At 46.6% G+C, this 17,366-nt stretch carries 11 protein-coding genes; all 11 read left to right on the top strand.

Translation table 11 applies throughout. The features are described 5' to 3' along the window. Nucleotides 1-99: 99 nt before the first annotated feature. The 11 genes from HMPREF1536_RS02300 to HMPREF1536_RS02250 all read left to right on the top strand — a co-directional run bounded on the left by HMPREF1536_RS02300 (nt 100) and on the right by HMPREF1536_RS02250 (nt 17,352). Nucleotides 100-696, top strand: a complete 597-nt coding sequence (locus HMPREF1536_RS02300) for an RNA polymerase sigma-70 factor (RefSeq protein WP_028728531.1) — start codon at nt 100-102, stop codon at nt 694-696. Between the two features lie 65 nt (nt 697-761). Beyond that, a complete protein-coding gene (locus HMPREF1536_RS02295) occupies nt 762-1,745 on the top strand; it encodes a FecR family protein (RefSeq protein WP_028728530.1) in 984 nt (327 codons plus the stop codon). Between the two features lie 196 nt (nt 1,746-1,941). Next, nucleotides 1,942-5,259, top strand: a complete 3,318-nt coding sequence (locus tag HMPREF1536_RS02290) for a SusC/RagA family TonB-linked outer membrane protein (protein ID WP_028728529.1) — start codon at nt 1,942-1,944, stop codon at nt 5,257-5,259. Between the two features lie 12 nt (nt 5,260-5,271). Further along, nucleotides 5,272-6,885, top strand: a complete 1,614-nt coding sequence (locus HMPREF1536_RS02285; RefSeq protein ID WP_167331510.1) for a RagB/SusD family nutrient uptake outer membrane protein — start codon at nt 5,272-5,274, stop codon at nt 6,883-6,885. A 48-nt stretch (nt 6,886-6,933) separates the two neighbouring features. After that, nucleotides 6,934-7,992, top strand: a complete 1,059-nt coding sequence (locus tag HMPREF1536_RS02280; protein WP_225608124.1) for a metallophosphoesterase — start codon at nt 6,934-6,936, stop codon at nt 7,990-7,992. 104 nt (nt 7,993-8,096) lie between these two features. Further along, entirely contained in the window at nt 8,097-9,506 is a 1,410-nt protein-coding gene (locus HMPREF1536_RS02275; protein ID WP_028728526.1) for a sulfatase family protein, read from the top strand. 5 nt (nt 9,507-9,511) lie between these two features. After that, entirely contained in the window at nt 9,512-11,095 is a 1,584-nt protein-coding gene (locus tag HMPREF1536_RS02270; protein WP_028728525.1) for a sulfatase family protein, read from the top strand. A 35-nt stretch (nt 11,096-11,130) separates the two neighbouring features. Next, nucleotides 11,131-13,635: a carboxylesterase family protein gene (locus HMPREF1536_RS02265; RefSeq protein ID WP_225608110.1), complete on the top strand. Its 2,505-nt coding sequence runs from the start codon at nt 11,131-11,133 to the stop codon at nt 13,633-13,635. Nucleotides 13,636-13,938: 303 nt separating this feature from the next. After that, nucleotides 13,939-14,961 (top strand): sensor histidine kinase, encoded by a 1,023-nt coding sequence (locus tag HMPREF1536_RS02260; RefSeq protein ID WP_028728523.1) that lies wholly within the window; start codon nt 13,939-13,941, stop codon nt 14,959-14,961. Between the two features lie 7 nt (nt 14,962-14,968). Beyond that, nucleotides 14,969-15,721: a LytR/AlgR family response regulator transcription factor gene (locus HMPREF1536_RS02255; protein WP_028728522.1), complete on the top strand. Its 753-nt coding sequence runs from the start codon at nt 14,969-14,971 to the stop codon at nt 15,719-15,721. Between the two features lie 110 nt (nt 15,722-15,831). After that, nucleotides 15,832-17,352, top strand: a complete 1,521-nt coding sequence (locus HMPREF1536_RS02250; protein WP_028728521.1) for a 4Fe-4S binding protein — start codon at nt 15,832-15,834, stop codon at nt 17,350-17,352. Nucleotides 17,353-17,366: the final 14 nt, after the last annotated feature.

The raw sequence follows: 17,366 nt of genomic DNA, 5'->3' as shown, positions 1-17,366 counted from the left end.
AATACTTCTTCCAAATGTAATAGGGGATATAACGGAATGTTTTTATATTTGACGGTTGAAAAAGTATCTGCAAGTATAGAAAAGGGAGATTTATAATAGATGTATATCAACTCGGAACAGGAACGACAACTAATAACGGGATTACTCAATGATGATGAAACCGCATTCTGTGAATTATACGCTTTGTATAAGAACAGGCTGATGTATTTTGCCATGACATTTCTGAAATCCAAGGAATTTGCTGAAGATATTTATCAGGATGCTTTTGCCTCTGTGTGGCAGAATCGTCGGTTCCTTAATCCGGAGTCTCCTTTTGCACCCTATATTTATACTATTGTAAAGAACAGGATATTGAACGTGCTCGCCGGTATCGATAAAGAACAACAACTAAAGAATAAAATTTTATCGGCGGCAGTAGAAATCACAAATGATACGGAGGAAGCCATCTTGGATGCTGATTTGAACGGATTGTTGGAGAAAGCCCTAATGAACCTGACTACCCAACAACGAAGGATATTCGATATGAGCAGGAAAGAGATGAAATCGCATAAAGAAATAGCCGACGAATTAGGTATTTCCGTCTATACGGTTCAGCAACATATCTCAGCTTCATTGAAGATAATCCGCATTTACCTGGCTAAATATGCCGGGACATATACCGATCTATTGTTACTTCTATTCTGCTTAAATGTATAATAAAAGTTAACGGTATCCCAGTTGCGCTGCTTATCTCTGTACTATTAATAGACACGTAAAAAGATATGGAGCAATTGAAGCATATAAATATAATTTTAAAACGATTTATCAGTGGAATATATACCTGTGAAGATGCAAATCGGATCATGGATATGTTTCGTTCGCAGCAGTATACAAAAGAGATAAATGAAGAAATGGATCTGGTTTGGCAATCAGTACCAGAAGAAGAAACGACTTCCTTGCAGCATGAACAGTATACAGCGGAAGCGCGAGCATTATTAACCCGTATACGCAAAGAGGAGAGAAAAATACCGTTTGGCTCATTACTTAAATATGCTGCGATCTTTGCTCTTATTGTATCGGTGGGATTCGGTGCATATCAATTTACACGGATCACGGACATGCAAAATATAGCATACACGGAAATAAGGGTTAAAAATGGAGAGCATAAGCGGATTGTTTTGCCGGATGGGACAAAAGTAATTCTGAATGCCGGTTCTTTCATGAAATACCCGGAACGGTTTACACAGGACTTCCGCCGGATAGAAATGGATGGAGAAGCCTTTTTCGAAGTGGTGCATGATGAAGATAAACCATTTGTAGTATCCACAAAAGATGCCAGTGTAAAAGTATTGGGTACTTCATTCAATGTAAAAGCTTATGATGTGGATGAACAGATTCTGGTAAGTGTACGCTCCGGAAAAGTCCAGGTAGATATGACCGATGCAATGATGCGCTTGTTACCCGACGAACAGCTTGTCTTTTCCCGGAAAAACGGTGAGATACAGAAGCGAAACGAAAGTGCCCGCCATGCAACGGTCTGGATAGACGGAGGCCTGTATTTTAATAAGACCCCGATCCGTAGTGTAGTCAAGGAGTTGGAGCGGATGTATAACTGTAAGATTGAACTGTCGGGTGATAAACCCTATGATGATTATATCTATGGGGAACATGATAATAAAAGTCTTGAGTCTGTACTTAAGTCTATTCAGTATTCTACGGATATAAAATACCGAAAGGAGGGCGATAAAATTATTTTCTATAAATAGATCAGATTATTAACCTGTTAATCGAAAAAGTTATGAAAGATACAACCTGAGAAAACACCAAAAGAAAAGGAAGACCTGAAGCAGACCTTCCTTTCAAAATCCTGTAAAATAATGCCAAGCGTCCACTCCCGGCATTGTTTTATACGGAGTCGTTTTTAATATTTCTATTTAAAACAACAATTAAACTCCCAAAGTTATGAACTTCCTAACTAATAAGAAGTATCGCTGGGCTGGTTATTTCATTCATTTTGTTTTTTTAGCAATTTTGTGTTTGCAACCTGTAACCGCCCAGACCAACCGATCAGAGAAAATAACAATTCAAGTGCAAAATCAGCCTGTAGAAAAGGTATTCAAAGAGATATCAGAGAAAACAGGACTGAAGTTCTTTTATGGAGAAACTGTCCTTAAAGCCAATCAATCCTTAAGCCTAAGCTTTCGGGATGCTTCTCTCTCTACTGTATTGGCAGAAATAACCAGGCAGGCAGGATTAAATTTTGAGCGGACTGATAATACGATTTCAGTCAGCAAGAAAGCAGTCGGAGGAGAAGCCTCTGCTTCCCGGTCATTACGTCCTGTCTCCGGTGTGATTGTAGATGAAAACGGAGAACCTGTTATCGGAGCAAATATTGTGGTCAAGGGAACTACAAACGGCACGGTGACAGACCTGGATGGAAAGTATGTGATTGAAGCCGGAAACAATGACGTTCTGCTGGTTTCTTACATCGGGTATCTTCCTATGGAGATAAAAGTCGGAAATAAGACTGTACATAATCTTAAATTGCAGGTAGATGCCCAGAACCTGGAAGAAGTTGTAGTGGTTGGTTATGGAACGATGAAGAAAAAAGATTTGATGGGAGCAGCCTCTGTCCTGAGCGGTGAAAACCTGGCTACCAATTCTAATATTTCGGTTGGAGGAGCTTTACAGGGTAAGATGTCGGGTATGTCCGTTTTGAGTAGCAGTGGTTTCCCCGGTGCAGAAACTTCCATTAAGATACGTGGTGTCGGGACTTTCGGAAGCGGTAGCGATAGTAATCCGCTGATCATTATCGACGGTGTTCCTGTTACGTCCGGCTTTGAAACATTGAATCCCGGTGATATTGAAACGGTGAATGTCCTGAAGGATGCTTCCTCTGCTGCCATTTACGGATCGCGTGCGGCCAATGGTGTGATTCTGATCACAACCAAGAAAGGTTCGACCGGTGCAGCCAAAGTATCTGTCAATGCGACATGGGGTATTCAAAAAGCTTCCAGCATTATGGATTTGCTGACTGCTGAAGAATTTGTCTCTGCTATCCAGGAGATGCGCGATAATAAGCAGGCTATCGACGGAGGTAATCCTACAACTAAATTTGACGGTATCGATCCCGCTACCTTCGGGAAAGGAACAAAATGGAGCGATCATATTTATAGCTCAGCGCCTACCTATAATATAAATACAAGTGTCTCCGGCGGTGGAGAGAAAACCCGTTATTACTTGTCGGCGGAATATCTGAACCAGGATGGTATTGCGATTAATACCGGTTTCCAGAAAGCCTCTTTACGTGCCAATATTGAAGGGCAGGTTAACAGCCGCCTGACTATCGGTAATAATGTGCACTTGGCTTACCGCAACACCAAAGGAAGCAAGGATAACCGGTATTCCGATGTTATCTTCAATGCTCCGATCATTCCGGCCTACGATGCAGATGGAACCTATGGAGAACCGGATCCGGCCTATACCAGTTCCAAGAATGCCATTGCCGAAGTGGGTTGGAATACCCCGACGAATGATAACTACCGTGTACTGGATAATCTGTTTGTCGAATATAAGTTTACGGACTGGTTGAAATTCCGTTTCAACGGAGGTATTGATATGGTTTATTCGGAAGACAAATCGTTTTTACCTCTTTTCAGTGACGGGGGACAGACCAATAGCCAGAATAGTTATTCGGAAAATCGTCAGAAAGAGTTTATGTGGGTAACAGACTATCTGCTTTATTTCGATAAAGTATTCGGTAAGCACACGATCAATGCGATGGGAGGTTTTTCCCAGCAGCTATTCTCCAAAGATAACCTGAAAGGAGTCGTAAAGGATTTCGTATCGGAAGTCGATAATATGCATGTGATCGATGGCGGAACGAATTCGACCGACCGGACATTGGAAGGTGGAAAGAGCCAACTGGCTTTGGCTTCCTGGTTTGGGCGTATCAATTATGATTATGCCGGGAGATATCTTTTCTCCGTCAATTTGAGAGCCGACGGTTCTTCCCGTTTCAAAGACGGCGAACGTTGGGGCGTTTTCCCTTCTTTCTCAGGAGCATGGCGTATTTCGGAAGAAGATTTCTTTTCGGTAAAACCGATCAGTTCATTGAAGCTGAGAGCATCCTGGGGGCAATTAGGTAACCAGTCTATCGGTTCATGGTATCCGACGATTGCAGCAGTGGAAAGCCAGAAAGTCATGTTCGGCAATGGCGGTAACAATCAGATCCTGTATTCCGGCTATAGTCAGACTGCTTTATCCAACAAAAAACTGAAATGGGAAACGACCACCATGACCAACATCGGTGTCGATCTGGGATTGTTTAACGGCAAACTGTTTATGACGGCAGATTATTTCATAAAGAGCACGGATGGTATTTTACGCAGCATGGTATTGCCGTTGTCGGTGGGGATGACTGCTCCGAATGTCAACTATGCGAAAGTACAGAATCGCGGTTTTGACCTTGAAGTCGGCTATAACGGTAAGGTAAGGGATTTCACTTTCAGTGTTTCAGGGAATGTATCTTTCCTGCATAATGAAATAAAGAAACTAAGTGAAGGAGTCACCGAGGAAGTAACTTCCATCGGAAGCTACGGTGGCGTGACGATCAATCGGGTCGGCGAACCGGTCGATGCTTTGTATGGCTATAAGACCGGGGGCGTGATTACGACTCAGGAAGAAGCCGATAAATATAAAGCGATGGGACAAGGGAATGCCAAGATCGGACGTTTGAAATATGTCGACATGGATGGTAACGGCAAGATAGACAGTGACGACCGTGTCATATTAGGCAGCTATATCCCCAAAGTCAGTGCCGGTCTGACTCTGTCCGCCGACTGGAAAGGATTTGATTTCAACGCTGTGTTTGCCGGAGTTTTCGGAAGGAAGCAACATGCACCGATGTCGTTCCAGAACCGTTTCCCTAACCGTAACATGAGCCGCCACTGGTATGACAACCGTTGGACATTGGGTTCTGATCCGGAAGGAAAATATCCGGCGTTGATCCAATCCGAATCGTATGAAGAGATGACAGACCTGATGGTTGCCAATACATCTTTCGTGAAATTGCGTTCCTTGACTTTAGGCTATACGGTTCCTGTAAAGTCTTTCAGGACACGTGTATTCGTATCGGGCGAGAATCTGTTCACTATTCATAGTAAATCATTCGACGGTTTCGATCCGGAGAATGGCAACGGGGTAGGGCACTATACGAACTGGGGGGATGACTTCCCGACTCCGAGAATATTTTTGGTTGGTTTGAATTTAACATTTTAATAGGAGATGGCTATGAAATCGAAAATAATAGGATTATTGATCTTGTCATGTGTATTGACAACAGGCTGTATGGATAATTTCCTGGATAGGAATCCCTACGGTTCAATCGATGAAACGACATTCTTTACACAAAAAGAACATGCCGACCTGGCAGCGATGGCATGCTATGCCAAATTACAGAAACTGAATGCCCATTGGGCCGATGCTCAGTTGGAACTGGGAATGACAGGCGATTTGTCGTCTGCCGGTTTTAAAGATGCCCAACCTTTTTATGTCGGTTCTTTCAACCCGAACGAGTCGAATCTGGTGAAAGGCATCTGGCAGCGCGCTTATCAGGGAATTGCTGTCTGCAATAAAAATATAGAAGGCGTTAAGAACATGCCGGATGATATAATCGATGAGGATACCCGCAATAAACATCTGGCCGAGATGTATTTTATCCGGGCATTCTGGTATTTCCGCCTGATCCAGTTCTATGGGGATGTTCCTTTACGTTCTGCTTCCGTGTCGGATCCAACTAATAAAGACGATGTGCAGTTGGCTGCTACCCCCAAGGGTGAGATAATAAAACAAGCCATCCTTCCCGATCTTGAATTTGCTGCACAGAACCTGCCGGATGCCTGGGAAGACAAGTTTCAGAATCGGGCGACGAAAGGGGCAGCATATGCCTATCTGTGTGAAGTCTATTTGTATGAAAAGGATTATGAGAATGCTATAAAAGCCGGTGAACAGGTCGACAAGTATGGTTATTCTTTGATCGAAAATCCGGGTAATGTATTGCGGGTAGATTATGAGGCATGTCCTGAAATCATTTTCTCCGTCGGTTTCGGTAGCGGAGTGGAGACGTATCGTGAGTTCTATTGGGGAACAATAGAAGATTTGGGAGAGGACGGACGTGTTATGCGTGGCGATACCTATTCCGGTGATTATTTCTATCCATCCTGGGAACTGGTCGGTTTTTATGAAGCGATAGACGGTAAGCCGGTCAGTGAGTCTCCTTATTACAATGCAGATGAAAGCTGGAAAAACCGTGATCCGCGCTTTGATGCGACATTCTTCACTATCATGGATGATATCGAAACGACTACCGGAAAACAGATGAAATGGAAACAGGATTGGCTGGTGAATACGGCAACCGGTTATGATATTCAGAAAAGGGGAGTATGGTATGGAGAGAATACCTGGAATAAACGGGCGGATATTCATCTGATGCTGTTGCCGCGGGTTTATTTGCATGTAGCCGAAGCCTATGCTTTAAAGTCTTCTCCTGATTTTGCCAAATGTTCGGAATATATAGAGAAAGTCCGTTCCCGTGCCCGTCAGTTCGCGCTGGCCAACCGGGAAAAATATATCCCCGAAGGAATGGCCGATAAGGATGTATTGCCTGCTTTTACCATCCGTAACGCCCAGGAAGCGATGGATGCAATAAATTACGAGTCGAGGGTGGAACTTTTTGCAGTCGATTGTATGCGTTATTATGATCTGAAACGTTGGGGTACTTTGAAAGAAGAATGGCCCCGGGTAGGCGGATTTACCTGGGATGATAAATTGTTGGATCTGCCTTATCCGGCGGATGAGTTGAACTCGAATAAAAATCTGCAACAACATTCCGGTTGGGGTAATTGATTGGTCGATAAATAAGTAGATAATATGAAGAAGTTGATTTATATATGTATGCTGTTGCCATTTCTGATGGCAACAGCTCAGAATAATAGCGGAGTGCAAAGAGTAGGGAAACCTGAGCTGACGGATTCCGAATCGTTTTCTATGATCCTTTTACCCGATCCGCAGAGTTATACCAAATTTGATACCAACCAGCCTCTGTTTGATCTGATGACGGCATGGACGGCAGCCAACCTGGAGAAGTTGTCGGTAAAGGCTGTGTTGTGTACCGGTGACCTGGTGGAGCAAAACGAATATATCGTGCCGGATAATGTAAATGGCAACCAGACTAGTACCCAGCAATGGAAAGCGGCGTCCAACGCCTTTGCAAAACTGGATAATAAGATACCTTATATCATCTGCGGAGGAAACCATGACTACGGATATACCCGTTCGGAAAACCGCCTGTGCCGTTTCCCGGAGTATTTCCCGGTGGAACGTAACAGTGCCTGGAAGAATTCGCTGGTCAGCGTGTGTAATAACGCATTCGGGCTCCCCACGTTGGAGAACGCCGCTTTTGCTTTCGACGAACCGCATTGGGGAAAGATCCTGATCATAACGACTGAGTTTGCCCCCCGTGACGAGGTGCTCGAATGGGCGAAGGAACTGGCTGCAAGCAAGAAATATGCCGATCATAAGGTTTTTGTGCTGACACATTCCTATTTGAGATGGGATGGAACGGTCATCGAGTCCGAGAATTATAAAGTTTCTCCGGCTAATTATGGAAAGGCTGTCTGGGAGAAATTGTTATACCCGTCTTCCAATATTCGTATGTTGATTTGCGGTCACTATTGCCTGGTGGATGATTTTTGCCACAATGTAGGACGCCGTACAGATAAGAATATCGCAGGGAAAAACGTATTCCAGATGATGTTCAATGCCCAGACTGCCGGAGGTGGTTGGCATGGGAACGGAGGCGACGGTTGGTTGCGTATCCTGGAATTTATGCCCGACGGGAAAACGATCAAGGTAAAAACCTATTCTCCTTTATTCGGTATTTCTCCGACAACGGAACAGTTCGCCTGGCGTACGGGAGACTGCGACGAGTTTGAAATTGTGATTGAACCCTAAGCATTTGTAAGGGAAAACTACTGTAAGAATATTTGTTTCTTTAGAAAACTTTGCGAACTTTGTCTACTCTAAAGTTCGCAAAGTTTAACAAGAAACATAATATCATGAACAGTAAACTATGGTTATTAACCGCCGCATCCGCATTTTCAATGACTGGTGTGGCCGCAAACTACACCAACTTTATCATCATCAACCTCGATGATGCCGGTTACGGAGACTTTTCCTATAATGGCGCATACGGATATAAAACGCCGAACATCGACCGTATGGCTGCCGAAGGAGTCCGCTTTACTCATTTTCTGGCCGGACAACCTATCAGCGGGGCATCACGTGCCGGATTGCTGACCGGATGTTATCCGAACCGTATCGGTTTTGCCGGAGCGCCCGGGCCGGGTTCTGACTATGGTATCAGTCCTGATGAAATGACGATAGGAGAACTTCTGAAACAGAAAGGATATAGTACGGCCGTTTTCGGTAAATGGCATTTGGGAGACGCCAAACAGTTTCTCCCTTTGCAAAACGGCTTCGATGAATATTACGGATTGCCTTATTCCAACGATATGTGGCCTTTCCACCCGCAACAGGGAGAAGTATTCAATTTCCCTGATCTGCCTACTTATGACGGAAATGAAATTATCGGTTATAATACGGATCAAAGCCAGTTTACAACAGATTATACGAACCGTACGGTCAACTTCATTAAGAAGAATAAGAATAAACCGTTCTTCATTTATCTGGCACACTCCATGCCGCACGTACCGCTGGCTGTATCCGATAAATTTAAAGGGAAGAGCGAACAGGGATTGTATGGCGATGTGATGATGGAACTGGATTGGAGTGTCGGTGAAGTATTGAAAGCACTTCGCGAACAAGGTCTGGAAGAAAACACACTGATCGTCCTTACTTCCGATAACGGCCCGTGGACTAACTACGGAAACCATGCCGGTTCGGCCGGGGGACTTCGTGAAGCTAAAGCGACTACCTTCGATGGCGGTAACCGTATTCCCTGCGTGATGTATTGGAAAGGTGTTACCCAACCCGGAACTACTTGTAACAAGCTGGCTTCCAATATCGACCTTTTGCCTACATTGGCTGAAATCAGCGGTGCACCGCTGCCACAGCGTAAGATCGACGGTGTAAGCGTCTTGCCTTTAATCAAAGGAGAAAAGGATGCAAACCCTCGCGAGTCGTTTGTCTATTATTATCATAAGAATGATCTGGAAGCCGTTACGGATGGCATGTTCAAGCTTGTTTTCCCGCATAAGTACGTGACTTACGGAGCTTATGTGCCGGGCAACGATGGACAACCGGGACAATTGACCAACCTTGAACTGAAGAAAGCTGAAATGTATGACCTGCGTCGTGACCCGGGAGAACGTTACGATGTCATTTCCCAATATCCCGAAGAAGCAGCCAAGTTGATGAAGATTGCCGATGATATGCGCAAGGATCTGGGAGATAATCTGACACGTGTCAAGGGAACAGGACGCCGCGAACCAGGTAAATTAAAATAACAAAGATGAAAAACGCTGATCTAATTTTGAAAGCAGGCATGTTGGCTACATGCCTGCCTGTTATTGGTTGTAGCTCGAACAAGAAAGCAGAGAAAGAGGCAGGAGAACGCCCGAACATTCTCTTTATTTTGTCTGACGACCACACTGCCCAGGCATGGGGTGTCTACGGAGGCATCCTAGCCGATTATGTTAAGAATGAGAATATCCGCCGTTTGGCCGATGAAGGCTGTGTGCTGGATAACTGTTTCTGTACCAACTCGATCTCCGCACCGAGCCGTGCCGCTATCATGACCGGGGCGTATAGCCATCGTAACGGTGTCTACACGTTGGAAGACGGACTGGAGCCTGCGGTCGATAATATCGCCAAGCAGATGCAGGCGGGCGGTTACCAGACGGCCTTGATCGGTAAATGGCATTTGAAAAGACAGCCTGCCGGTTTCGACCACTTCAATGTCTTCCACGACCAGGGGGAATACGTGAACCCGATCTTCAAGACTGCTGAAAACTGGGTGGATGACGATAAGGGAAAGCAGGGAACCGAGGTCAAAGGTTTCTCTACCGATATCGTAACTGACCAGACGATGGAATGGATACGCAACCGTGATAAGGATAAACCTTTTATGATGTGCTGCCATTTCAAAGCGACGCACGAACCCTGGGACTTCCCCGAACGGATGAAACATCTTTACGATGACGTTGTTTTCCCTGAACCCGAAAGTATGATGGAGTTCGGCCCCGAAGAGTCGGGCAGGGCATTTAAAGGTCAGCAGTTGGAGAACATGGGATGGCGTTGGGAGACAGCTTCCAAAGATCCGGATGCCTGGTGGTGCCGTTACCCGGAACTTCCTTTCTCTACGAAAGGTATGGATAAGGTGGCTGCCCGCAAGAAGATCTATCAGAAGATGATCAAGGACTACTTGCGTTGCGGGGCGACGATCGACGATAACATCGGCCGCTTGCTGAAGATGCTGGACGAAGAAGGGCTGAGCAAAAATACCATTGTCGTTTACGTCTCCGACCAGGGCTACTTCCTGGGCGAACATGGTATGTTCGACAAACGAATGATGTACGAAGAACCTCTGCACATGCCCTTCGTGATCCGTTACCCGAAAGAAATCCCAGCAGGTACACGCAACAAAGACATTATCCTGAATGTGGACTTCGCTTCTACATTGGCTGATTATGCAGGAGTGAAAGCCCCGGAATTGTCGCAGGGAAAGAGTTTCCGCGAAAACCTGAAAGGACAGACTCCGGCCGATTGGCGCAAGGAAATGTATTACCGTTACTGGACGCACCATGATATCCGTCCGGCTCATATGGGTATCCGTAATGAACGCTATAAACTGATGTTCCTCTATGGCGACCGCCTTAATGCAACCGGTTCGGATCCGAAACCGACCACTCCGGCTTGGGAGTTCCACGACCTGCAGGTAGATCCGAAAGAGGATAAAAATATGTACAACGATCCACAGTATGCAGACGTGATCAAAGAGATGAAGCAGGAGTTGTTGAAGCTCCGTGCCGATGTGGACGACACCGATGCAGACACTCCCCGCATGAAGGAGATTATGGATCAATATTATTGGTAATAAACGTCGTCGCTTAAACCACTAAATTATATCACATGAAGAAAATGTACATTATGGTTGCTGCCGGGCTTTTTATGAGCATGACCCCGCTACTGGCGCAACAAACGACAGGGAATATTGTCGAATACTTTGGCAAAGAGAGAGTGGAACGTGTGGATGAAGGCATTATCCTTCATGCCTTCAAGCAGGGATATTTTGTCCCGGTAACAGCCCCTTCAGGTTATTTATTTGCCACTTCGGATGGCCTTGCGTGGGAAATCGCAACAGGCAAATTCCGTACCCCTACGGAAAAAGACCTGACTGCAACGAACTATGGGCGTACCCGGGAGGCGGTACAATGGACGCCGATCACAGCCGACTCGACCGGCAAGTTTACCAACCGTGCCTTACGTCGCGCCTATGTTTATACAGGCTATGAGGCCGATAAACCGCAGGTGGCCCTGTTGGAGTCGAGCGGAAACACCCGTACTTTTATCAATGGCATGCCCCACGAAGGCGATCATTATGATTTTGCCTATACGCTGATCCCTTTCCATTTGCAAAAGGGAAATAACGAATTTATCTTCACCCCGGGACGTTTCGGACGGGTCGAAGCTAAGTTGATCATCCCGTCTAAACCGGTGATGTTCACGAAAAGAGACATGACCCTTCCTGATATTATCAACGGAGAAGCAGGGGAGAAATGGGCGGCTATCCGTGTTGTCAATGCACAGGAAAAAAGCCTTTCCGGATTAAAGATACAATGTAAGTTGGAAAGTGGCGAATCGGCTACCGTGGCTACCGACGATATTATGCCGATGATGGTTCGTAAGCTCAAGTTCCGTATCCCGGCAGCTACCTCAATCAAAAAGGGAGAGACGAAAGCGACTGTAACTCTCCTGGATAAATCCGGAAAGGAGATCGACCGCGCAGAAATCGCATTACAGCAAAAGGATGCTTCCTCTATACATGAACGTACGTTTATCAGTCACGTAGACGGCAGTGTGCAATATTACAGTGTGACCCCATCTACTACGCAGGCCGATAACCAGGCATTGTTCCTATCTGTTCATGGAGCCTCTGTCGAAGCACGCAACCAGGCCCGTGCCTATGCGCCGAAAGACTGGGGGCATATCGTGGCTCCGACCAACCGCCGCCCGTTCGGTTTCAACTGGGAAGAGTGGGGACGTATCGATGCGCTGGAAGTTCTGGCGGAAGCCGAACAAGTATTTAAAACCGATCCGTCGCATACCTACCTGACCGGCCATTCGATGGGTGGACACGGTACCTGGTTCCTGGGCGTTACCTATCCCGACCGTTTTGCGGCGATCGCTCCCTGTGCCAGTTATCCGGATATCGCCCGTTACTCGCGGCGGAATGCCGACGCAGCCAATGCCGGTGAGAAACATTTCGATATGATCTGTCAGGCTGCCAATGCCGGACGTACACTGGATTTGAAAAAGAACTTCCTTCAATCGGGTATCTATATCCTTCATGGTGACTCGGATAATGTAGTCCCCATCCAGCAGGTACGCCAGATGCGGGAGATATTAGGCACATTCCATCCGGACTTCTGTTATTACGAATATCCGGGCGGTTCACACTGGTACAGCAACGAGAGCGTGGACTGGAAACCTATTTTCGATTATTTCCGCTGGCATAAAGTCCCGGCTGCGGACGAAGTGAAGCAACTGGAGTTCTGTACCGCTTCCCCGGCTATCTCTGCCAAAGATTACTGGGTAACCGTCAACCAGCAGGATACGGCGTATGCCTTTTCTTCCGTTTCTTTCAAACAGACAGGGAAAGGCCTTGAAGGAACAACCTCGAATGTGGCTTCCCTTACATTTGATCTGCCCGCATTGAAGCTGTCGGAAGATGCTACTATAACGATCGATAACGAAACACTTCGGGCAGATGGTGGCAAACCGGCCGTTTTGAAAAAGGTTTCCGGTAAATGGGCTTTGGTGGACGAGGTTCCGGCAACGGAGAAATATCCCTCGCGTTATGGTGGTTTCAAACAGGCTTTCGACAATAAGGTGGTCTTTGTATATGCAACCGGAGGAAATAAGGAAGAAAACACGTGGTATCAGAACAAAGCCCGTTTCGACGCTGAAACATTCCTTTACAGGGGCAACGGTTCTATCGACGTTATTTCCGACCGGGAATTTATTCCGTCTGCCTATGCCGACCGCAATGTTGTGCTTTACGGCAATGCAAGCAATAACAAAGCATGGAACAAACTCCTGAAGAATGCCCCTGTGCAGGTTCTGAAAGGTGAAATCCGTATGGGAGATAAGGTGCTGAAGGGCAACGACCTGGGTACTTATTTCGTCTATCCCCGTCCTGACAGTCGTACGGCCAGTGTAGGCGTGGTGGCCGGAACGGGTATCGAAGGAATGAAAGCTACTTATCCGAATGATTATATCTCCGGTATCACCGGTTATCCTGATTTACTAATATTCAACGTAGATGTGTTGAAAGAAGGTATTCGTGGAGTTGAGGTATCAGGCTTCTTCGGCAACGACTGGAGTGTGGAAAATGGTTATTTTATAACTGAATAAAGAGGCTTCCGGCAGGGTGCGGCAGCCTTTTTCCGAGGGATGCGGCACCCTTCCTCGGACACCTGCGGCACCTCTCTCCAGACACCTGCGGCACCTCTCTCCGGATATCTGCAGCAGATGTCTCCGAGTATCTGCGGCAGATGTCAGAGGAGACCTGCCGCAGATGTCGAAAGGTCGCCGCCGGAGATCGCGGAGAGCGACTTTGAGCCCTTTTCGTTTTTAAGTCCCTTTTTTTCGCTTTCCCTCTCTGGGACTGTGAAGTAACGATTATTTTGTTTTTCTTTGTTCAGGAAATAAGATGCTATGGACTCGTTCGATATTTATATAACCCGTAGACTTACGCTGGTCAGCCTGATCAGTACGGTTTTTATTGTTTATCCCAATATAGCCTGCATCCCTTGGGAATTGAAATATATAAAAGGGACAGACCTTGTAGTTCTGTTATCCTTTTTCGTTTACCGTTTCTTTTTCTTCTGGGGATTGATCAGCCTGCTGATACGTTATAACCTGAAAAAGATGCCCGACGCTTTGTTCAAGCAACGGCTGATGCATAACTTCCTGTTCTCATTCGTCGCTTATCTTCTTTATGCCTCTATCTCGTATGGAGTGTCTTCTATGGGGATTCGTACGGATGCGTTGGGAAGTATCCTGATTTTCCAGTTTTTTGTCACTTGTTTCCTTTGTACGTTTATCGGCTATATATCCATGTTGTATTCCGGGCAGCGGGAGAAGGAACAAGAGATCGAGCGTCTGCGTTTTGAGAACCTGCAAAGCCGTTGTGATGCGCTGGCGAACCAGATCAACCCGCACTTTTTCTTTAATTCGCTAAACGGTATCTCCGCATTGATCCGTAAGAAGAACGATGAAAAGACACTGATGTATGTGCATGAGTTGTCCGATACCTTCCGTTATATCCTTCAAAGCGACCGGAAAGGACTGGTCTCGCTGCGGGAAGAACTGGAGTTCGTACAGTCTTTCCAGTATGTCATGGAAGTACGCTTTGCCAACAAACTGGTCTTTTCGGTGGAGGTGGAAGAAGGGCAGCAGGATCTGTTGAGGTTGCCGGTTCTCTCTTTGCTGCCGTTGCTGGATAATGCGGTTGTCCATAACCAGATCGACAGCGAGCATAAGATGGAGGTTTCGATCGTGCTGAACGAATGGGGGGAACTGGTGGTTTCTAACCCGGTTTACCCGAAACTGTCTCCTTCCGACACGAACGGGACAGGGCTCAAGAACCTGGAAAGTCGTTTTACTTTGTTGATGAATAAACAGATCCGGATAGAATGCGATGAGGATATATTCCGGGTTTATCTCCCTTTAAAGTGATACAGCTATGAGAGTACTGATTGTAGAAGATGAAACAGCAGCTTATGAAAATTTAGTGGATATATTGAAAGAAGTCGCGCCCGATATCCGGATTGCGGGGAATACCGAAAGCGTGACCCAAACGATCCACTGGCTTCAAACGAACCCGGCACCGGAACTGATCTTTATGGATATCCACCTGTCGGACGGCTCGGCTTTCAATATTTTCGATAAGGTCGAGCTCGAAACGCCCATCGTGTTTACCACCGCTTACGACCGTTATGCCATCGAAGCCTTTAAGGTGAACAGCATCGATTACCTGCTGAAACCCATCAAGGTGGAAGATATCAAACACGCCCTGGATAAGTATGGCAAACTGAACCACCAAGATATCATCCAGTATCTGTCGCAGTTGACCCGTTTAGCACCTGCACCTAAGTATAAAGATAAATTCCTGTTACCATATAAGGACAAGTTGTTGCCGGTCAGCGTAAAAGATATCTCCTGCTTTTATACATCGGATAAAAATACGATCGTCTATTTGAAAGATGGCAGTAAGTATCCGTATTCCCGGACACTCGAACAAATAATGCCTTCCCTCGATCCGTCCGGTTTTACCCGGGCGAACAAACAGTTTATTCTCAACAGGGATAGCGTCACCAACATAACAATCTGGTTCGACAGCCGCCTGCTTATCACGCTGGATGTGGAAGTGCCGGAGCGTATTTATGTCAGCAAAAACAAAGCGGCTGAATTTAAGTCGTGGCTGGTGAGCGATTAAGGCCTATTCGCGATCATTCCCTTTTTTTTCGTTTTGACGAAACAACCGTATCTTTTAAAGTAGAAATCCATCACCTTTGTAACCGTATTACTAACCAATAAAGAGATACAATGTTAAGAAAAATCAGACTGACAGCAGCCATAGTATGCTTCGTACTCATCACATTGTTGTTCCTCGACTTTACCGGGACATTGCATGGATGGTTCGGATGGCTGGCAAAGATCCAGTTCCTACCTGCCGTGTTGGCTTTGAATGTGGGTGTCGTATTGTTTTTAGTTCTTCTGACCCTGGCTTTCGGACGTATTTACTGCTCGGTGATCTGTCCGCTGGGTGTTTTCCAGGATGTTATCGCGCGGGTCGGCAGGAGAGGGAAGAAGCTACCCTATTCTTATTCGCCGGCACTATCCTGGTTGCGTTACGGAATACTGGCCGTTTTTATCCTGGCCTTGGTGGCGGGGATCGGTTCCCTGGTCGCTTTGCTCGCTCCTTACAGTGCGTATGGGCGTATTGCTAATAACCTGTTTCAGCCGCTTTGGATGTGGGGCAACAATCTGCTGGCCTATCTAGCGGAGCGGGTGGAGAGTTATGCCTTTTATGAGGTGGATGTATGGATGAAGAGCCTTCCGACCTTCCTTATCGCCCTGGCTACAACGGTGGTGCTGATCGTATTAGCGTGGCGCAACGGACGTACCTATTGCAATACGATCTGTCCGGTGGGAACAGTGCTGGGTTTCATCTCCCGCTTTTCCCTCTACCGTATCACGATAGATACGGATAAATGTAACGGTTGCGGTCTTTGTGCCCGCCAATGTAAAGCAGCCTGTATCGACAGCAAAGAGCATAAAGTGGACGGTAGCCGTTGTGTGGCCTGCATGAACTGCCTCGAAGTTTGCCGTAAGGATGCGCTTCGCTATGCCCCGGTATGGAAAACAAAGAAGCAGGCAACCGGTGAGGAACAACCCGCTCCGGAAGATAAAACAAACCTTTCCCGTCGCCGGGCTTTGTCGGCCACTGGCCTGGTTGTGCTGGGCGGTACCTTGAAGGCACAGGAAAAGAAGGTGGAAGAGGTCATTATGAAAAGAGACGGCGGACTGGCTCCGATAAAAGAGCGGAAAGAAACGGAGCGTCTGACGGCTATTGTCCCCCCCGGCGCACAAAGCATACAGAATATGAGGCATCATTGCACAGCTTGCCAGCTCTGTATCTCGGCCTGTCCGAATCACGTCTTGCGTCCTTCCGGTGGTTTGATGACTTTGATGCAGCCGGAAATGTCGTACGAACGTGGTTACTGCCGCCCCGAGTGTACGAAATGCTCCGAGGTCTGTCCGGCAGGAGCCATCACATTGATAACGAAAGCAGATAAATCGTCCGTCCAGATCGGTCATGCCGTGTGGGTGAAAGCGAATTGCATCCCGCTGACCGACGGTGTCGAGTGCGGTAACTGTTCCCGCCATTGTCCGACGAACGCCATAGAGATGGTTGCCTCTGATCCGGATGATCCGAAATCCCTGAAGATACCGGTCGTTAACACCGAACGCTGCATCGGTTGCGGAGCCTGTGAGAACCTTTGTCCTTCGCGCCCGTTTACGGCCATCTATGTGGAAGGGCATGAAAGACACCGAATTATATAATCCGTTTAAAGAAT

This window comes from Parabacteroides gordonii MS-1 = DSM 23371, from assembly GCF_000969825.1.
GTDB classification, from domain to species: Bacteria; Bacteroidota; Bacteroidia; order Bacteroidales; family Tannerellaceae; genus Parabacteroides; species Parabacteroides gordonii.
The sequence above is the reverse complement of the archived record's forward strand: the minus strand, read 5'-3'. Positions and strand labels throughout refer to the sequence as shown.